The 18,709-nt window shown below is 44.1% G+C and carries 18 protein-coding genes; 7 read left to right on the forward strand and 11 right to left on the reverse strand.

Annotated elements, in window-relative coordinates:
• Positions 1 to 111 precede the first annotated feature (111 nt).
• On the reverse strand, positions 112 to 711 hold the full coding sequence (locus AB4180_RS02500) for a LysE family translocator (RefSeq protein ID WP_012604451.1): 600 nt from the start codon (positions 709 to 711) through the stop codon (positions 112 to 114).
• Positions 712 to 833: 122 nt separating this feature from the next.
• Here AB4180_RS02500 and AB4180_RS02505 point away from each other — a divergent pair, with 122 nt between their 5' ends.
• A complete protein-coding gene (locus AB4180_RS02505) occupies positions 834 to 1,319 on the forward strand; it encodes an Lrp/AsnC family transcriptional regulator (protein ID WP_017110015.1) in 486 nt (161 codons plus the stop codon).
• Positions 1,320 to 1,454: 135 nt separating this feature from the next.
• Here AB4180_RS02505 and AB4180_RS02510 read toward each other — a convergent pair whose 3' ends face one another.
• Positions 1,455 to 2,825, reverse strand: a complete 1,371-nt coding sequence (locus tag AB4180_RS02510) for an L-serine ammonia-lyase (RefSeq protein WP_102249526.1) — start codon at positions 2,823 to 2,825, stop codon at positions 1,455 to 1,457.
• 26 nt (positions 2,826 to 2,851) lie between these two features.
• Positions 2,852 to 4,393: a sodium:solute symporter family transporter gene (locus AB4180_RS02515; protein WP_016788978.1), complete on the reverse strand. Its 1,542-nt coding sequence runs from the start codon at positions 4,391 to 4,393 to the stop codon at positions 2,852 to 2,854.
• 347 nt (positions 4,394 to 4,740) lie between these two features.
• Here AB4180_RS02515 and AB4180_RS02520 point away from each other — a divergent pair, with 347 nt between their 5' ends.
• The 4 genes from AB4180_RS02520 to AB4180_RS02535 all read left to right on the forward strand — a co-directional run bounded on the left by AB4180_RS02520 (position 4,741) and on the right by AB4180_RS02535 (position 9,749).
• Positions 4,741 to 6,036: an MFS transporter gene (locus AB4180_RS02520; RefSeq protein WP_010439698.1), complete on the forward strand. Its 1,296-nt coding sequence runs from the start codon at positions 4,741 to 4,743 to the stop codon at positions 6,034 to 6,036.
• Between the two features lie 143 nt (positions 6,037 to 6,179).
• Complete coding sequence (locus AB4180_RS02525; protein ID WP_016788980.1) at positions 6,180 to 7,196, forward strand: nuclear transport factor 2 family protein; 1,017 nt, start codon at positions 6,180 to 6,182, stop codon at positions 7,194 to 7,196.
• A gap of 248 nt (positions 7,197 to 7,444) precedes the next feature.
• A complete protein-coding gene (locus AB4180_RS02530; RefSeq protein ID WP_016787964.1) occupies positions 7,445 to 8,521 on the forward strand; it encodes a porin in 1,077 nt (358 codons plus the stop codon).
• 196 nt (positions 8,522 to 8,717) lie between these two features.
• Positions 8,718 to 9,749, forward strand: coding sequence for a LacI family DNA-binding transcriptional regulator (locus AB4180_RS02535; protein WP_010439694.1), 1,032 nt, complete (start codon positions 8,718 to 8,720; stop codon positions 9,747 to 9,749).
• Between the two features lie 161 nt (positions 9,750 to 9,910).
• On the opposite strand, the gene AB4180_RS02540 is transcribed toward AB4180_RS02535, so the two are convergent.
• Together AB4180_RS02540 and AB4180_RS02545 are read right to left on the reverse strand one after the other, a co-directional pair.
• Positions 9,911 to 11,413 carry an arylsulfatase gene (locus tag AB4180_RS02540; protein WP_102249525.1) on the reverse strand — a complete coding sequence of 501 codons (1,503 nt, stop codon included), beginning with the start codon at positions 11,411 to 11,413 and terminating at the stop codon, positions 9,911 to 9,913.
• Between the two features lie 9 nt (positions 11,414 to 11,422).
• On the reverse strand, positions 11,423 to 11,812 hold the full coding sequence (locus AB4180_RS02545; RefSeq protein ID WP_009847212.1) for a DUF4345 domain-containing protein: 390 nt from the start codon (positions 11,810 to 11,812) through the stop codon (positions 11,423 to 11,425).
• Between the two features lie 139 nt (positions 11,813 to 11,951).
• Between AB4180_RS02545 and AB4180_RS02550 the strand changes: the two genes are divergently transcribed.
• Positions 11,952 to 12,719: a hypothetical protein gene (locus AB4180_RS02550; protein ID WP_009847213.1), complete on the forward strand. Its 768-nt coding sequence runs from the start codon at positions 11,952 to 11,954 to the stop codon at positions 12,717 to 12,719.
• A gap of 367 nt (positions 12,720 to 13,086) precedes the next feature.
• Positions 13,087 to 13,671, forward strand: a complete 585-nt coding sequence (locus tag AB4180_RS02555; protein ID WP_017098731.1) for a hypothetical protein — start codon at positions 13,087 to 13,089, stop codon at positions 13,669 to 13,671.
• Between the two features lie 60 nt (positions 13,672 to 13,731).
• Here the strand turns inward: AB4180_RS02555 and AB4180_RS02560 are convergent, their stop codons facing one another.
• From AB4180_RS02560 to AB4180_RS02585, 6 genes are all read right to left on the reverse strand, one after another.
• A complete protein-coding gene (locus tag AB4180_RS02560; RefSeq protein WP_102249544.1) occupies positions 13,732 to 14,133 on the reverse strand; it encodes a globin in 402 nt (133 codons plus the stop codon).
• An 83-nt stretch (positions 14,134 to 14,216) separates the two neighbouring features.
• Entirely contained in the window at positions 14,217 to 14,597 is a 381-nt protein-coding gene (locus tag AB4180_RS02565) for a VOC family protein (protein WP_009847216.1), read from the reverse strand.
• Between the two features lie 154 nt (positions 14,598 to 14,751).
• Positions 14,752 to 15,192 (reverse strand): redox-sensitive transcriptional activator SoxR, encoded by a 441-nt coding sequence (gene soxR / locus AB4180_RS02570; RefSeq protein WP_009847217.1) that lies wholly within the window; start codon positions 15,190 to 15,192, stop codon positions 14,752 to 14,754.
• Between the two features lie 164 nt (positions 15,193 to 15,356).
• On the reverse strand, positions 15,357 to 15,878 hold the full coding sequence (locus AB4180_RS02575) for an NADPH-dependent FMN reductase (RefSeq protein ID WP_102249524.1): 522 nt from the start codon (positions 15,876 to 15,878) through the stop codon (positions 15,357 to 15,359).
• Between the two features lie 247 nt (positions 15,879 to 16,125).
• On the reverse strand, positions 16,126 to 17,688 hold the full coding sequence (locus tag AB4180_RS02580; RefSeq protein ID WP_102249523.1) for a glutamate synthase-related protein: 1,563 nt from the start codon (positions 17,686 to 17,688) through the stop codon (positions 16,126 to 16,128).
• A gap of 202 nt (positions 17,689 to 17,890) precedes the next feature.
• Positions 17,891 to 18,448, reverse strand: coding sequence for a DUF1439 domain-containing protein (locus tag AB4180_RS02585; protein ID WP_102249522.1), 558 nt, complete (start codon positions 18,446 to 18,448; stop codon positions 17,891 to 17,893).
• Positions 18,449 to 18,709: the final 261 nt, after the last annotated feature.

The raw sequence follows: 18,709 nt of genomic DNA on the forward strand, positions 1-18,709 counted from the left end.
TTTAGCTCAAGTTCCTTAAATATTTGTTAACTTATTTCTTTACTGTTAACGACTTAGTCGACATTTAGACACCACTCCTATGGATTTAGGAGTGGTTTTTTTCTTTGTGATTTATGCCGGTTGATAAAGCATAAAGGCAACCACCATCGCTAAGCTTCCACCCAAGCAACGGTTCACAAACATCATCTGTTTTGGTGATTGCAGTAATTTCTTCAGCATGGTGCCGCAATACGCCCACACCAACATGCACGGCACACCGGTAATAACCATACCCGCGATAATAGTCACTACTTGGATCAAGTAATCTGCATTCGGGGTGATGAACTGCGAAAACACGGTTAATGAAGCAATCCAACCTTTAGGGTTCAACACCTGCACTAACACGCCTGACATAAAGCCCGAGCGATTATCAGTCGTGCTTTCTTCGATTTGCATGTTCGCAATCGACCACGCCATAAACAGCAAGTAAGCCGCACCCGCGTATTTCAAAATGTTATAAAGATCTGGGTAAAGGGTAAATAGACTCACCAATCCGACACTGGATCCTGCCAGTACGATGATGATGCCAACAGCGTTCCCAGAGATAAAAGGTAAAGTCGCAGCAAATCCATAACGACTTGAAATCCCAAGTAATGCGATATTGCCTGCCCCAGGTGTAATTGCAATTGATGTTGAAAATAGCAAGAACGCCAGCATTAATTGAGAGCTCATTTCCTCTCACTCCTAATAAGTAAAGTATTTATACGGAGAGAGTTTACAGATTCGACTAGGAATTAAATTGCTATATAGGCTAATATTAATGCAAATTTGAGCAAGACTTTCCTAAAAACACCATGAAACAGAAAGAATCCACCAAAGAAGTGTTAGATGACACAGATATCGCCATCTTAGAACATATCCAACAAGACGGACGCATGAGCAACAGCAAGCTCGCGGAAAAAGTTAACCTCAGCGAAACCCCATGCTGGCGCCGTTGGAAACGCATGGAAGAAACTGGCTATATCGATGGTTACGCCGCTAAGCTGAATCGCAAGAAATTAGGCTTTCATGTTGCAGGCTTTACGCTAGTGACACTGGGCAACCACGAGGTTGAAAACACGGAACCGTTTGAAGAGTTTGTCGAAGTAACCGATTGGATTCCTATGTGTCACTGTATTGCAGGCGGCGCCGACTATATGATTCAAGTGCTAGCGAAAGATTTAGAAGAGTACTTTGAGCGTATTAGCTCGATCAGACGAGTAAAAGGTGTAAGTGCGATTCAGTCGAATATCTCGGTTAAAGAGTTGAAAAACAGCTATAAGCTCCCTCTTGGAGAATAATCTTGCTCTCAGTTAATAAGCAGTCGTCTTGCAACAAAAAATGATACTTAAAAGCCCAGCCACCTTAAAATCTTAAAATCTTAAAATCTAACGATGCTGGGCTTTGATATTGAGCCTAATTGATCTGTTTGATAGCTACTCACATGGCGCTGCAAGGTGAATTAGGGCAAGGCCACCGAGTGAGGTTTCTCGGTATTTCTTGTTCATGTCTTTGCCCGTTTGATACATGGTCGCAATAACCTTATCTAACGAGATCAAAGATTTACTATTACGCTTCAAAGCCATGCGTGATGCGTTGATAGCTTTCATCGCGCCCATCGCATTTCGCTCGATACACGGCACTTGAACTAAGCCGCCAATCGGGTCACAGGTCATACCCAACGAATGTTCCATCGCGATTTCCGCCGCGATACAGATCTGCTCGTTACTGCCACCGCGTAGTGCCGTTAATCCCGCAGCCGCCATAGAAGACGACACGCCTACTTCACCTTGGCACCCTACTTCCGCGCCGGAAATAGAAGCGTTGGTTTTGTATAAAATACCAATCGCGCCCGATACGGCTAAAAAGTCTTTTAATTGCTTAGTATCGAGCTCTTTAATAAAGCGATGGTAATACATCAACACGGCAGGAATAACACCCGCCGCCCCATTGGTTGGTGATGTTACCACTTGGCCACCAGCCGCATTTTCTTCACTCACCGCAAAGGCGAACAAGTTAATCCAATCCATGATTTCCATTGGATCGTTTTCAACCGCCGCATTCGCTTCAAGCTTCTTCAACAAGTTTGGAGCACGACGAGTGACGTTCAAGCCACCATCAAGAATGCCCTCAGTTTCAAAGCCTCGTTCCATGCAACGACTCATCACTCGCCAGATTTGATCCGCTTTCTCTGAAATAATGTCAGATCCTTCGAACTGCGCTTCATTTCTTAGAATCATGCCACCCAAGCTCATCCCACTATTATCGGCTTGTTGCAGCATTTCATCGGCATTTTTAAATGGAAAAGGGACTTCTACTGCTTGGATTTGAGTGCCATTTTGCAGTTCGTCAGCAGTTGCGATAAAACCACCGCCAATCGAATAATAAGTTTCATCAACGATTACGTTTCCAGTCTGATCGAATGCAGTAATCATCATGCCATTTTCATGTAAAGGCAGGTTGTCTTCGTGGAATAACATGTCGGTTTGGTAGTTGAAGACAATACGCTTCGTGCCCGCAAGATCCATCTCACCATTATCCACTGCATGACGCATAGCTTGGTTGGCACTGGTAATTTTGATGGTGTCTGGCTTATTACCGAGCAACCCCAAGATGGTTGCTCTATCTGTGTGGTGACCTATGCCAGTCAATGACAAAGAACCGTATAAATCCACCTGAACACGCGTCACTTCTGCGATTTCATCAGCGATTAACTGTGTGAAATGGAAACCCGCAATCATTGGGCCGTTGGTGTGAGAGCTCGATGGCCCCACACCAATTTTGTAGATATCAAAGATCGATAACATAGATATACCAGTAAAAAATCGGTCAATTAAGAAAGAGCGGCATAAAGCCAATCAGGGATAACAGTACAAGCAGCAATCGTCACAACAGCGAACACCAACAAGCCGTAATGACTCGCGGTAGGCTTTGCAAACAAATGCTTTTGCTTGGCTATAAATTCATTCTGTTGCTCGGTTACCTCTCCCCAGAAGCGACTGACGACAACGCCTAACACTAAGAAAACCACGGTGCCAATCAAGGCAAACCAAGGCCAAGCTATTCCACTGTATTTAGCGATGAATACGACGGCCACACTGCCAATACTGCCCGCAATCACCCCTTTCTCGTTCGCTTGTTTGAAGAACAAACCAAGAATGAAAGAACCAAGGCGAATACCAACAAAAATGGAGGTCAGGCTAGCAATGGTTTTAAGTACGGATTCATTTGAAACCGCAAGCAGTGCAGGAACAACAACCGACGCCGCTGCAACAAGGCTCATTTTTCTAGCAACCGATTCATAGTGCGCGTCAGAGGCTTTCTTACGGAAAAAGCGCTTGTAGAAATCGAACGTTGCCACAGTCGCCATTGAGTTATAAGTGGAATCCAATGTCGACATTGCCGCTGCAGATAAAGCCGAGATCACCAAACCAACAATGATCGGGTTAGTATGATTAAACACAAAATCGAGAATTACTTCATTGCTGTTTTCAAAACTGCTGTCCTGATAAAAGACACTTAACAGCACCCCCATCACAGCAAAAAACAGATAAACAAAGAATGCGCCGTAACCACAAAGCAACATCGACTTTTGCGCTGTTTTAACACACTTAGTTGCTAATGTTCGCTGAATAATCAATTGATTAGTTCCATACACACTCAGGTGCAGGAAGCTCACAGCCACTACGCCTGCCCACAATGTGGTATCAACGCCTAAGTCAAAATCAAGGTTGATGATATTCAGATGTTCAGGAGACAACACCTCGCCCGCATCAATTTTCATCAACAATAAAACAAAGATCGCAATGCTGCCGATAATCAACACTGCTGACTGCAGCATATCAGTCCATATTACTGTCGAGATACCGCCCGCATAGGTGTACAACGCGGTAAATAAGCTGATGTAGATGATCGCCTCAGAGATACTGACCGGCAGCACTTGCACTAAGATCAGAGCAACCGCATACAAAATAACTCCTGCCGAAATACACTGAACCACAATAAACACGATGGAATTGATCGTGCGAGCAACAACGCCAAAGCGGTGCTCCAAGTATTCATAGATCGAAGTTAAGCCGAGCTTGTAAAACACCGGAACAAAGAAAATCACAGTGAAAAAGATCACAACTGGGTAGTTCAGGTGAACACTCATCGCTTCCATGCCCGAGCTGTAAACCCAACCCGGCATGCCCACGAACGTCATTGCACTGATGTAGGTCGCAAGAATCGACACACCTGCCGTAAACCAACCAAACTGTTTACCACCAGTCGAAAAGTCGCCACCAACGCTATAGCGTCTATTAACTAAGTAGCTGATAAATAGGGTAGTTAGCACATAAAGAGCAATAACCAAAAAACTTGAGTACGTAACCATTTCTAGATTCCGTTTATTATATTGTGCAATCAATTCGCCGCTAATATTACTCAAAAATGGATAACTTCCCTCAAAAACCCATAGTAAGTGTGAGTATTGTCACTAATATAGATGATTAAACGCTCAAAACGCTTTCAAAAGCGCAAAAATACGATCTAATGAGATCAAGATCACTAAAACACACAAAATGGGTACGCACTCATTTTAAAGTTGACTTTGATCACGGATCTAATAACCACAAAAATTCTATCATCTCTCCCGAAATGAAGACTGTGTGATGAAGATTGATAATCACCACACAAAAATCAAAACTACAAACACCCTATAAAAATAAAGGTTTATCGGTCATGACTACTAAAAAACACATGAGCGAAGTTCCTATGATTCAAAGGGTAGCTGCTTATCTTGCAATTCTAGTTGGCTACTTTTTCTATTGTTATAACTTTGTAATTATTGACTACGTACGCCCATATATCGTTGATGCGTATGATGGTATTAACTTGGCGGATACCGCTCAGTTCTATACATGGCAGTCGGTTGGTGCACTTATTGGTGCTCTAAGCTGTGCATGGGTGGCATCAAACTTTGGTAAGAAATCAACTCTTATTGTCATCACGGCACTGAACGGCGGCGCAACCATCATCAATATGATGTTTACTGACTACGCAATGTGGGCAGCGATGCGTTTCATTATCGGTATATCTTTGGGTGGTTACTTCACAGTAGCGGTAAGCCTGATGATCGGTCTCTTCACACCAAGCGTTCGCGGTAAGTTAACCGCATTCGCTTCTTCTATGTTCTCGGTTGCCCTAATGGCAATGGGTGCATACGCAGCGTTCATTTCTAGCATCGATGCACCTTGGCAGAGCCTAATGTGGGTAGGTGGTATTCCTCCTCTAGTCGCTGCTGCACTGATGATCTTTATCCTGCCTAGCGACAAAAAAGTGATCGCCTACGGGGAAGAAGATCAAGCCGCGGCTGAAGCATCTAACGCACCAGCAAAGAAAGGTTCTTGGGGTGAAATGCTAAGCGCGCCTTACCGCAAACTCACCATCACTTGTCTATTACTGGCTGGCCTTAACTTCTACGGCTACCAATTCTTCTCAGGCTTCGTGACAACGTACCTGAAAGAAGTTCGCCAATTTGACGGTTCAACTATCGGTATCATCTTCTCTATCTCAGCATTCGGTTCTCTATTCGGTGCTTGGGTATGGGGTGCAATCGCCGACAAATACGGCCGTAAAGTGAACGCGTTTGGTTTCATCCTTGCAGGTGTCATGGCTTCAGTATTCTTCGTGGCACCAAGCGACGTGATGATCGGCAGCCTAAACATGCTGGCTATCCTAGGCCTTATCTACAACTTCGGCCTCTCTGCTTCTGCGGTATGGGGTGGTTACTTCTCTGAGTTGTTCCCTGCTCACCTACGTAGCTTCGGTGCAGCACTATTCCACGGCGGTCGTATCATCGGTATGTGGGCACCAATGGTGTTGGTATTCATCCAAGAGCGCAGCGACCTTGCAACAGCAATGTGGGGTTCACCAATCGTATGGATTCTGGCTGGTCTACTGTGGCTATCTCTACCAGAAACATTGAAAGGCGGCATTTTCGACAAGAGTAAAAAAGCGGAAACAGCAAAAGCTTAATCCCCTTTAGTTAAAACCTCTAAAAGTTGAAACCTCTAAAGGCACGAAATAAACATCAATCCGGCTGAGAAGTCAGCCGGTAACAAAATCCAAATCGAGTCCTGTTCCGAATGTTGGCTCGACAACACAAAAGAGAATTTACTATGTCTAAATATCAAGAAGCTAAACGCATTGTTCGTGACTACTTTGACGCAATGGAAAACGCTACCCACGAAAACGTTGCTGAAGTTTTAAAAGCACACACTTCTGAAGATTACTTGTGGCGTGGTGTTTACCCATTCCGTGAGCAAGAAGGCGCACAAGCAGCGGCTGACGTATTCTGGGCACCAATGATGAAATCAATGACACGCATGCAGCGTCGTCAAGATATCTTCATCGGTGGTAACAACGAAGTTAACCCAGATGAAATTTGGGTAATGAGCATGGGTCACTTCATGGGTCTGTTCGACGCTGAATACCTAGGCATGCGCCCTACTGGCAAGATCATGAACGTTCGCTACGCAGAGTTTAACTGTGTTGTTGATGGCAAAATCACTAAGACAGGCCTGTTCCTAGACCTACTAGGCATGATGGATCAAGCGGGTTGCTACCCACTTCCACCATCAACTGGTAAGCACTTCGTATACCCTGGTCCACGTAACCACGATGGTCTGTTGTTTGAAGATGCAGCTCCAGAAGAAGGCGTTGCGACACTTGCTCTAGTGAACAAGATGGTTGATGACCTTTCTGCACTTAACGACAGCGGCGCAATGGGTTGCCCACCAGAAGTACTCGCGAAGAGCTGGTCAAAAGACATGATTTGGTACGGTCCTTGTGGTATCGGCGCGTCTTACACGATTCCTCGTTACCAACAACAGCACCAACTTCCTTTCCGTAACAACTTGAAAGACAAGAAATTTAACGGCCATGTTTGTCGTTTCGCTGAAGGTAACTTCTCTTGTTTCTTCGGTTGGCCAAACCTATCAAACACACCAACGGGTGGCTTCCTAGGTATGACTGGCGGCGAAGTACGCGCAAACATGCAAGTGGTTGACGTGTACTACCGTGACGGTGACAAGCTATCTGAGAACTGGGTTCTTATCGACCTTCCTTACTGGCTACAACAGCAAGGTCTAGACGTGTTCGAACGCACTTCAACCATCATGAACCCAACACTGTAATCGAAACGCTTTAATCCAAAAGATTGAAACGAAATAGTGGCAACCTAAATAGACATCTGATTTAGGTTTCCACGCTTGCTGGGAGATCCTTCTCGCTCCTAGTAGGTGCTCCAACCAATTCATTATTGCTCCACTAATAACTGAATCTACTAGTGCCTCATGGATGGGGTACACCCTGCCAAACCATTACCAATATAACGGGCTTGAAAGCACGGTGGCTTTCTACGGCCTGAATAAAGAGAATTACAATGAAAAAGTCGATTCTTTCTGCAGTGATCCTGACAGCACTTACCTCGGGTTCTGCTTTTGCTGCACACACTTTCACCAATGACGCGGGCGATAGCCTTACTTTAGACGGTCGTTTCGACGTTCGTTACCAAGATAAAGGCGGCGACCACAACGGTGAGTGGAACAGCGGTAGCTCTCGTTTCGGCCTAAAAGGCCAAATGGGATTTGATAACGGCTGGACTGGCTTTGGCCATGCTGAATGGGGTTACAACTCGGGTGCTAACGGCGACAATATTTACGACCGACTTCTATACGCAGGCGTAGAGCACGACAAATATGGCAAGATTGCTGCCGGTACTAAGCAGTGGTCTACCTTCTACGATGTGGCTTGGTTTACCGATATGGGTCGTGTATTTGGTTCGCGTGGTTCAGGCTACTACAATTTATCTGACTGGGGTATTGCGTCTGGTACAGGCCGAGCTGAGAATTCGATTACTTACCGCAACAGCATTAACGACAGCTGGAAATACGGCTTCACTTACCAAACTACCCGTGAAGATGTTGGCCTTGCTGACGGTTTAACAGCAACGCTGAAAAACGGTATGGGCGCATCAACGCTGTACACGGTTATGGATGGCCTAACAATTGGTTTAGCTTACCACCAGAATGAGTTTGATGATGTCGATGCGGGCGTTAAAAACATCAAAGATGGTGATACACAACGTATTGGTTTATTGGGTGTGAACTACACCAATAATAGCCTATTCGTTGGTTTCACTTACAGCCAAGGCTCAAATTGGGAAACCACCAGCAAAGCAGAATTTTACGACCACCGTGGTGCTGAATTCTTCACTTACTACCACTTTGAAAATGGTTTGCGTCCAACCTTTAACGTTAACTACTTAATAGACACAGACGACAACGCTAATGGCTACGATCGTCAGTTGATTATCCCTGGCCTTGAATACCACTTTAAGAAGAACAAGTTCTTAGTATGGACTGAATACCAATTTGATAATGGCAACGACAAATCTGTTGGTAACCATTATGAAAATAGCGATGACCAATTCGCTGCGGGTATCCGTTACTACTTCTAACGCCCAGTTAGTCGAGTCATAAATTCGCTAAACAAAGCTCTGCTATTAATGCAGAGCTTTTTGGGTCGTACCCAGAATAATATCCAACATTCTCTATTACCCCTTATTTTCATCCTATCATGGCATATTGTATTTTTGAGTACGTACCTAATTATGTTACTCTATGCACAATCAATTTGGTTCAAAAGTATGGTCTATGAACTCTCCAAAACACTCTTCGCTGTCCAAAACAACCGTAACATCTAAAGATGTCGCTAGACTTGCTGGCGTTTCTCAATCAACTGTATCTCGCGTATTTGTACCGGGAAGTTCAGTGTCTGAAAAGACCAAGCAGAAAGTGTTCGATGCCGCGAAATCGTTGAATTATCGTCCCAATGCTTTTGCCCGTAGCCTTACGACAAATGAATCAAAATTGATTGGCTTAGTTTTCCCTGATGCCGACTACCCTATTCACATGAAAACGCTGCAGCTTATCTCCACTGAACTACAAAAACAGGGATATTCTGCGGTATTGATCCCTTGGCAAGTTGATGGCAACGATAACCACTCAATTCCCAATATCTTCCAATACCGAGTTGATGGCGTGATTGCTGCTTCTGCGACCTTTAACAAGTCGCTTTATGAAGAGTGTGAAGAATTCGACATTCCTATCGTTCAGTTCGCACGTGTTGTTGAAGGGACTAAGAGTAGCCATGTGGTGAGCGACAACTACGCCGCTGGCCAAGTTGCCGCTCAGCATTTGCATAGCGTAGGGACAAAGTCAGCGGTTTACCTGACAGGTAATGTTCCAACCTACACTAACGGCGAACGTGAAGCAGGGTTCTGCTCAGAATTTGAAGAACTTACCGGTGAACAAGCTCGAGTTATTGAAGCCGACTATGACTACCTTGATGCACTAGAAACCATTAGGACTCTGTTTTCTGAACCCACACATCCTCAAGCTATTTTCTGCGCGACAGATAACCTAGCGATGGCCGTCATGGATGTGGCGCGCTTAGAGTTCAATCTGCGTATTCCTGAAGATCTTCAAGTGATTGGTTTTGATGATATTCCACAAACTCAGTGGTTGAACTATCAACTCACTACCTTTAAGCAAGATTTCAGACGCCTTGCACGTGAGTCTGTGAAAATTGTGGTTAGTCAGATTCAAGAGCAAGACACGAGCTTGGTCAAGTTGATGGTGCCAGTGAAGTTCATTGAAAGAAACACCACGTTGAAAGCGAAATAGTGTTGTTTTTCAGCCTTTTTTGAATGATTAAAATACGCTTTTAAACGACCAAAATACAAAAATCCCGTTCGGCGCCTTATATCAAGAATATATAAGATGTCTAACGGGATTTTTTCTACTAGTTTTTATTTTGTCTCTAGATGTTTTTTATTAGTTGCCAACTAATTACCCACACCACCTACTTTCTCTGCTGGTGTTTCAGGCGTTATTGGAGGCCATTCTTGGAATGTCGCTAAGTGTTGTTGAATAGCAGCTTGTGCAGGCCCAAATGCCCACATTTTTTCGCCCATCCATTTCAAGTACATACCTGACTCTTCTGCCGCTCTTTCATAAGGGTCACGACGTAGATTGAAGAGTAACGGCGCATTCAATTCATCTTTCGGACCACCCCATCCGCGATTTTGTACAATGAAGTGAGCCTTCCAATCGCCTACGCGAACAGCTTGTAGTTTATCTCGTTCATAATAGTAAATTTCGTTACGATTAGATTCGCCTTTTTCCGTCAGCATATCGACTTGATTGTAACCATCTAGGTGTGCTTTAAAGCCATCGTGGCCCTTGAGCATTTTCTCTTTTAAATCTGTTGGACCACCTGCGGCTGCAACCAATGTTGGTAACCAATCCATACCATCGAAGATGCCATTACCGACACTACCCGCAGGGATTTTACCCGGCCAGCTAACCAGTGCAGGAGCTCTAACTCCCCCTTCCCATGTTGTCCCTTTCTCACCGTGGAATGGTGTCATACCACCATCTGGCCACGTCATAATTTCAGGGCCGTTGTCGGACGTGAAAATAATAATCGTGTTATCGGCGATGCCAAGTTCATCTATTTTCGCCAACATTTCACCGACATGATCATCCAGATCTTTCATCACGACTTCTTGAAGCCCCCAACCATTTTGGCCAAGCATTGCCTCATATTCAGGAGAAAGGTGCGTCCACACATGCCCTCTAGATGGACAGTACCAAGTAAAGAACGGTTTATCCGCTTCTACGGCTCGTTCAATGAAGTTAATCGCATGTTTGTTTACTTCATCATCTAGTGTTCTCATACGCTCGATATTCAGCGCACCATCGTCTTCAATGCTTTGGCCACCTTTACCATCAGATTTAGAGTAAATCACGTTTCGAGGAGCAAAGGCATCTAACGATCCATCTTTCGGCCAATCTGGATCTTCGGTGTATTCCATGGCATTCAAGTGATATAACCAACCCCAATATTCATCAAAACCATGCATCGTTGGCAAATACTCATCTCGGTCACCCAAATGATTTTTGCCAAATTGCCCAGTCACGTAGCCCATGGTTTTTAATACCTCGGGAAGTGTTGGTGTATCTGCGCTTAAACCCACAGGGCCACCCGGCAGTCCAACCGTATGCATTCCGGTTCTAACTGGTAATTGCCCGGTTAAGAAAGCTGAACGACCCGCGGTACAAGATGGCTGCGCATAGTAGTCTGTCAGAAGCATTCCCTTCTCAGCAATACTATCAATGTTTGGTGTTTGGCTACTCATCACGCCATTGTGATAAGCACTCAAGTTTGAGATCCCAATATCATCAGTAAAAATAACAAATATATTAGGTTGTTCTTGTGCAGACCATGCTGATAGCGAAAAGCTACTCAACACACTCATCACAACAAGGTGGAAAATCCTTTTCATAGAATGTCCTTATACTGTTTCAGATTGCTCTTTGTGAACCATTTTTATTCCTACCAAACCAAAGCCAAGCTCCAATAGTAGATAGACGACAAGTAGCCAGTGAGGCATGCCATCTATCAACAAGCTAATGACTCGGCCGGCAGCCAAACCCAACATGAAGACCACCAAACTGTAGAGTGCTGGCAGTCGGTATTTCTTTAGTAACGCCCCTACTATCCAAAACAGAGCCAACGCTAAGTACAACCCCATCACAGCACGAAAGATATGAGTGACATTGATAGGGCTAGCATCAATTCCGAAAAGATAATCAAGGGAGACAACGGGGGCATAACCGTACGACAACGCAATCGGTGTTAAACCCAAAACAGCAACGAACAAAAAAATGCTTTGTGGCTTCATATCCTTACTCTTTTAATTTGGCTCTTTTCAAAAAACATAGTCTACAATCAGCAATATACAAGTTGCATATGTGAAAGATGGATAGTTAAAACACACATTCACATTCGTGCTATTTCACATCGAAGATAAGGATATCAATATGGCTAAATGGCATTACCTACTCGCATCAGCGTTGGCTGTTAGTTCAACCGTAAATGCACAAGAAGCAAGTTCACAATCGGACACGAAAAAGTGGCAACACAGCATAGAAATTTATGCGCTTGCTTTAAATATCCGTGGTAATACAACAATTGGTGATATTTCTAGCGATGTTGATGTCGACCCTGCATTCATCATGGGTCATTTGGATATGGGAGCGATGCTTCGACTAGAGGGGATCTATAACAATCAGTGGGGTTATTACGTTGACTACAGCTACATGAAACTGAGCGGAAAGTCAGATTCAATCATCGGCAACACAGGTATTCTTAATGGCAAGCTTGAGATCAGACAAGGCGTTTTAGAAGCAAAAGGCTTTAAACGCTACCAATACGACATTGGTGCCATTGATTATATGGTTGGATTACGCTGGTGGGATAACGATATTGATTCCAAACTCTATACAAACAGCGGGACAACCCTGAATTCAAGATCTTTAGAAGAAGATTGGATTGATTATCTGATAGGCGTTCGTTGGACCAAGGAACTCAACAAAAATTGGACTGTGCACACGAGCTTAGATATGGGCCTTGGAAGCGATACCGACTTTACCTCATCTCTGTTAACCGGCGCACGCTATCAAATTAACGACTGGTCGGATTTAAATCTGGCGTATAAATCCACTTGGGTTGATTACGAAAACAAAGGTACCTTTGAATACGATACCGCATCGCAAGGGTTCCTGATTGGTTGGGCTGCTCACTTTTAATCCGATTATCGTAACGTGTTAGAACCCTCGGCCAATCCAATGCCAACCCAACATTGGTCATTTGGATTTAATTTCAATTAAAACGTAAGCCTCGAATGATTCTTATTTCTGGTGATGACCTCCGTCGCCAGAGGTTTTTCTGCGTGAAACATGCACCGCCCTCCCTCATAGAAAACCCATTAAATCATAGACTAACTCTCGCACACCGCGCATTTGATCCATCTAAAAAATTGTAATTTTAGGTCATGGAAATACAGGCTTATGTTTTGAGATATTTAATCTTACCACCGCCCATTCGAACAGTGTTTTTTATTTTGAAAATGCCGCTAAAATCCTCTCCCGAAATTTACAAACCAGAGTAAAAACAATGAAAAAATTAGTCTTAGCGGCTCTTACGATTGCCTCAGTTACGGGGATCGCATCAACTTCAGCTTTCGCATCAAACGAAATGTACACATTAGGTGGTGTAGGTATGGATAGCGGTGACGTTGGCGCTCAATTCACGTTAGGTAGCCAGATCGTTCAAAGCAATTGGTATATTGAATCGACGTTACTTGTTATCAGCACTGACGATAAGTCTACTAGCTATAATGGTGACAAGGTGCTTCAAACAGAGCAAGAGTTCGATTCTTTAATGCTCTCATTAACACCTATGTATAAGCACAGCTTCAGCGAAAACTTCGCTGTTTATGGTAAGGCGGGCGCGTTTTACGCACACTCAGATACCAAATTGGTGTTCCGATCTAGCGATAATAATGAAGTCCACAAAGGGTCCCATGGTGATTTTGGCTTAACTTACGGCATCGGCGCAGAATACAAGTCACTAAAACCAGTTTTCGGCCACTCCAAGTTTGTGACTCGAGCTGGATTTGATTGGTATGAGTTCGGCGGAAGTACTGGTTGGTATACCGCTGAGTCGGTACTGAGTATCCAAGCAGGCTTTACCTTTTAATTGAGTCGATAAAAAAGTAAGCCTCTTGTTGTGTGGGGCTTACTTTGTACATTTTTTGATTCAGACTACACACTCTTTCTTCATGATAGCAAGTCCTGTTTCCAAGGTATGTGCCCAAGCTTGTTCGACATTTTCATCATAAAGTGGATCGTATTTTTTAACCGTATTGAGCAAGGAATTAAACCACTCGTTGAGCTCTTGCTCAGAAATATCCATGCCTAAATCTTTATGTCGCTTCCCAAGCTTTCTCACCGAGTTTCGTACGCTCGGCAGACCTGCAGAGTTATAGATAAGGATGATTGAAGCTTTAAGCATCTTGGTTTGTTGCTCTAACCCTATGTTTTCAAATCGCTCTGAAAACCTAGGGTTGTGTTCGCAGAAGTCCGCCAAAAATGTTTCTAGAAATTCTTCATCGATCCTGCAACGCTCAAAGCTTTCATAAAACAGTTCATTAGGTGTCATTTTGTTGGTTCTTCGCATTCGCCAGCGATCCTTAACAGTCCATGTCATCTAAGTATAAGCCATTATGGTATAAGTATACGCCACTATGGCATAAAGTGAGTTGCACAGATCTTGTTTCCATCAGGATCTCGCAAATAAGCCATGTACAAGCGACGCTCGTCAGAACCTCTCGCTCCGGGGCCATTTTCAATACTGGTACCGCCATTTTCGACGCCAACACGATGCCACTCATCTACAACTTCTGGGGAGGATGCAAGAAAACCCACCGTCATACCGTTGCCGTGAGTCGCAGGCTGACCATCAATCGGCTTCGTTAAACCCAACACACCCGTTTGGCTAACGTAAACACAGCGCCCTTTGGGATCAACAGAACCTTCGCTATAACCAAGCACTTTCATGATTGGGTCATAAAAAGCCTTCGCGCGTTCAATATCTTTGGTACCGAGAAAAACATGGCTGAACATAACTAACCTCTTCTTTTATTGAAAGAACCACATAAACTAGACCTATAATTCGTGATTGTCTAGGCACGCTATTCGGCCACAACTGTTGCTTAACCCATTGAGTAAAAGCTAAAACTTAGCCCGTTGCTCCATGTCTTTCAGGAACTCAGTTAGTCTAATCAACAATGCGTTGTGCGCCCTGTCCTTGGTCATGCAGAATATCTTCAGGGTTCAACAATTGGCATTTCTGCATACTCAAACACCCGCAACCAATACAACCAGTTAGGTTTTCTTGTAGCGATTTAATCTGCGCCATCTTGCTGTCCAGTTGCCCCTGCCATTTCTTCGCAACGCGTTCCCAATCTCGCTTAGTCGCGGTATGGTTCATTGGCAGTGTTGATAACTCTTCGGTGATCTCTTCGAGCGTGAAGCCTATCGACTGCGCGACTTGTATCAACGCAATTCGTCTCAACATCGCCGACTGATACCGGCGTTGATTTCCGTTAGTACGAATCGAAGCAATCAACCCTTTGGTTTCATAAAAGCGCAGCGCTGAAGGTGCCACACCACTTCGCTCCGCCAATTGGCCTATGGTGAGATATACGATGTTTCTCATTGTTACACTATCCTTGAGATCATAAATATTTAAAGCTTACTTTAACTTTAGAATAACGACCTATTGTTACCTTAACCAGTTAATGTCCTTAAACTTTGACAACGGGCGCAATGAAAAGAAACCACGCAAATTGCTGCTTTGTTTTATTGTCGTGTTCTCGCTCTCTAAATCTGACTCATGATCGATTTCAAGTTCTCGGCCATCTCGGCATTGATGATCTCACCCGTTTCTACATTAAAGTTGTCGTAGAAACTTGGCACCGACATCGACCCCTTCACATCAGCATCAAAGTAAGGTGCAGAATGTACCGCAGACGACAACACAGAGCTTGCGCCGCCTGGGCCTGGTGATGTGGAGAGCATAACAACAGGTTTGCCTTGATACACTTTCATGTCGATTCGTGATGTCCAATCAAACACATTCTTAAAGGCTGCGGTGTATGAACCGTTGTATTCTGCAAACGAAATGACGACAGCATCTGCTTCGCCAATCTTGCTAAAAAAGCGCTGCGCGTGCTGGTGAATACCCGACGCCTTTTCTCTGTCTTCACTGTAAATCGGCATTTCAAAATCATTAAGATCAAGCACTTCAACTTGCGCGTTGTTCGCAAGGCTTGCGGTATAAGCCGCCAATTGTTGGTTAATCGATACTTTACTGTTGGTCGCGCCAATCGCTAATACTTTCATTATTTGCCCTCGAATTCGGTTAGAAACATTTCTTTAAAAATGACAAGGTGATACTTGATGTTTTTGGATTGGAGAGGATGATAAAACCTCAAGTTAACTTGAGGTAAAGTGATATTTTCAAGAAATAGGAAATAATTTAAAAACGCTAATAAAGCAGTGCATTACAGCAGGTGTAATATGGATTGGTATTGCATGGCAAAAATAAGCACACCCAAAATACAGTGAGTGTGCTTTATCGAAATACTATTTACTTAAGTTGATTTAATGGACTGACACCAGAGTAAGCGACTCCGGATAGCTCGGCCATTTCGCGATTCCATGTTGCTAGATCGTGAGGATTAAACTGATTTAAATGATCATGGCCACACGCTCTCGCCATCACTTGCATCAATTCATTCGAAGCTTCGAAGAAGTTCTTGAGTTGATTCGATGCCTTCTCGACATTTAACCGTTGGCGTAAATCGGCTTTTTGAGTCGCGATGCCCGCCGGGCAATTATTGGTGTTACACATTCTCGCTGCAACACAACCTATCGACTGCATGGCACTGTTCGAGATAGCGACCCCATCTGCACCAAGCGCCATCGCTTTTACGAAGTCCATCGGAACACGAAGCCCACCAGTAATGATTAAGGTGACTCTGTCACTTACGCCTTGTTTGTCTAGATAGGCTCTGGCACGAGCAAGCGCTGGAATAGTTGGCACACTGATATGGGCACGGAACATTTCTGGCGCCGCACCTGTGCCACCGCCTCGACCATCCAAGATGATGTAATCGGCACTGGCATCCAATGCGAACTGAATATCCTCTTCAATATGATTGGCACTCAACTTGAAGCCAATTGGGATTCCGCCTGTCACTTCTCGAACTCGGTCGGCAAAATTTTTGAAATCCTCGACGGTTTTTAGATCAACAAAGGTGGGTGGAGAAATCGCGGCTGTACCTGCTTCAATACCGCGCACCTCAGCTATCTTGCCAATGTTCTTCGCCCCAGGTAGGTGACCACCTGTTCCGGTTTTAGCACCCTGCCCACCCTTAAAATGGAAGGCTTGGACATTTTTGAGCTTAGATTCATCGTAACCAAACTGAGCACTGGCCAGTTCATAAAAGTAACGTGAGTTCGCGGCTTGCTCTTCGGGTAACATACCGCCCTCACCAGAACAGATACCTGTCTCTGCGAGTTCCGCGCCTGTCGCTAAAGAAATTTTCGCTTCTTCAGATAACGAACCAAAACTCATATCAGACACAAATAAAGAGATGTTCAATTTAAGCGGCTTTTTCGCTTTTGGCCCAATAATCAGCTCAGTACCGACGGGCACATTTTCCAATAACGGTTTAGTCGCCATTTGTGCGACCATCACTTGAATATCATCCCAGTGAGGTAATAGATATCTTGGAACGCCCATTGAAGTCATTGGTCCATGGTGACCCACTTTGGATAAACCATCGCGCGCCAGTTGATGGATAAACTCGACGGTAGGTTCTTCTTTGGTTGCGCTCGCAGCAGGAGACAAGTCTGGCGCAGCCGCTTGGATGTGAACCTCTGGGCCTTCTTGCCCCACTTGTTCCGCCGTAAACTGTTTATGAGTGCCATCACAAAAAGGGAGGTTGTTTGAATATTTACAGCGGCATAGGTACGCGTCGCCGTTTTCTTCGGCCACAAAACTCTTAGGTTTAAAGCCAGTTCCGGCATGAGAACCATCACAAAACGGTTGGTTTTTCGATTTACCACAGGTACAGAAGTAATACTCCTCCCCTTCTGTTAGTTCCACTTTGATTGGCTTGTTATCCGCTATTACTGGATTATTCATAGTTCGTTCACCTTTTCTTTCTTATGATTTGATGACTGAAGCGATGACTTGCTCACAAGAGTAAAGTAAAGGTGAGATGCCTGGCGAATTCAATAAATGAGATAGATTGATAAGTTAGTGAACCGAATCAACACAAACAAAAATGGCCACCTAATCGGTAGCCATTGTGTTTTAAATATGAGTCTAAGCTAAACGTGAAAGGTTAATCGAATAACTCGATGACCAGCTTATTGTCTTTAATCACTAGATTGGGTTCCGATGATTTAATCAACGACTCTTGCACTTTATTGCTGTCGAGCTTGTAAACTGGAGACTGGGACAAAGCAAAACCAATCATAGAAACGGCAGGCTTAAGTAGTTTGGCAATCTCTGGCGAAAGCTGTTTATCTTTTTCTTCAAAGCGCTCTAAACGCAGTGATTTCAAATAAATCTCGCCGCTCTCTTTGTCGTATTCAGGAATCGCACTGAACTCGATATCCAAGTCCAACCCCATATTCGGCATATTGAACACCTGAACTTTTGCATTGGTGTTCGCTAAAACAGACACACGCTCGGTATCAGCTCTACCAATCTGCACCGCTAAATCATCAACAGCGACTTGCGCATACATAACGTTTTGCACACCGACTTCTTGTTCTAACATCACCGAATCTTGCAGGTAGTTCGTCATTTCTTGTTCAGTCACACTGTAGCTAACACAACCGCCGAGCATCAGCGCAGAAGCTGCTAAAATGAACTTTTTTGCTACGTTAATTATCATCAATATCAGCTCTTTATCGTTAGTGATTAGCGCGGGGTTTACTGTGTGTTCATCAGCAAACAAAAAGTAAAAACACGATATCCGTGAATATATTTACTAATAGCATGAATATCAGTAAGTAAAGCACCAGATTGGCTTTCCCGCTTGAGATAATGACACTTGTCAGCCAAACGCCATCAGATTTGTGTGCTCGAATTAATTGAATTTTGCTTCTAAGCTTATAGGATATTTAGGGGGCTTACTGAAGGTTTCATCATGGAT

This window comes from Vibrio sp. 10N.286.49.C3, assembly GCF_041469545.1.
Lineage (GTDB): Bacteria > Pseudomonadota > Gammaproteobacteria > Enterobacterales > Vibrionaceae > Vibrio > Vibrio tasmaniensis_A.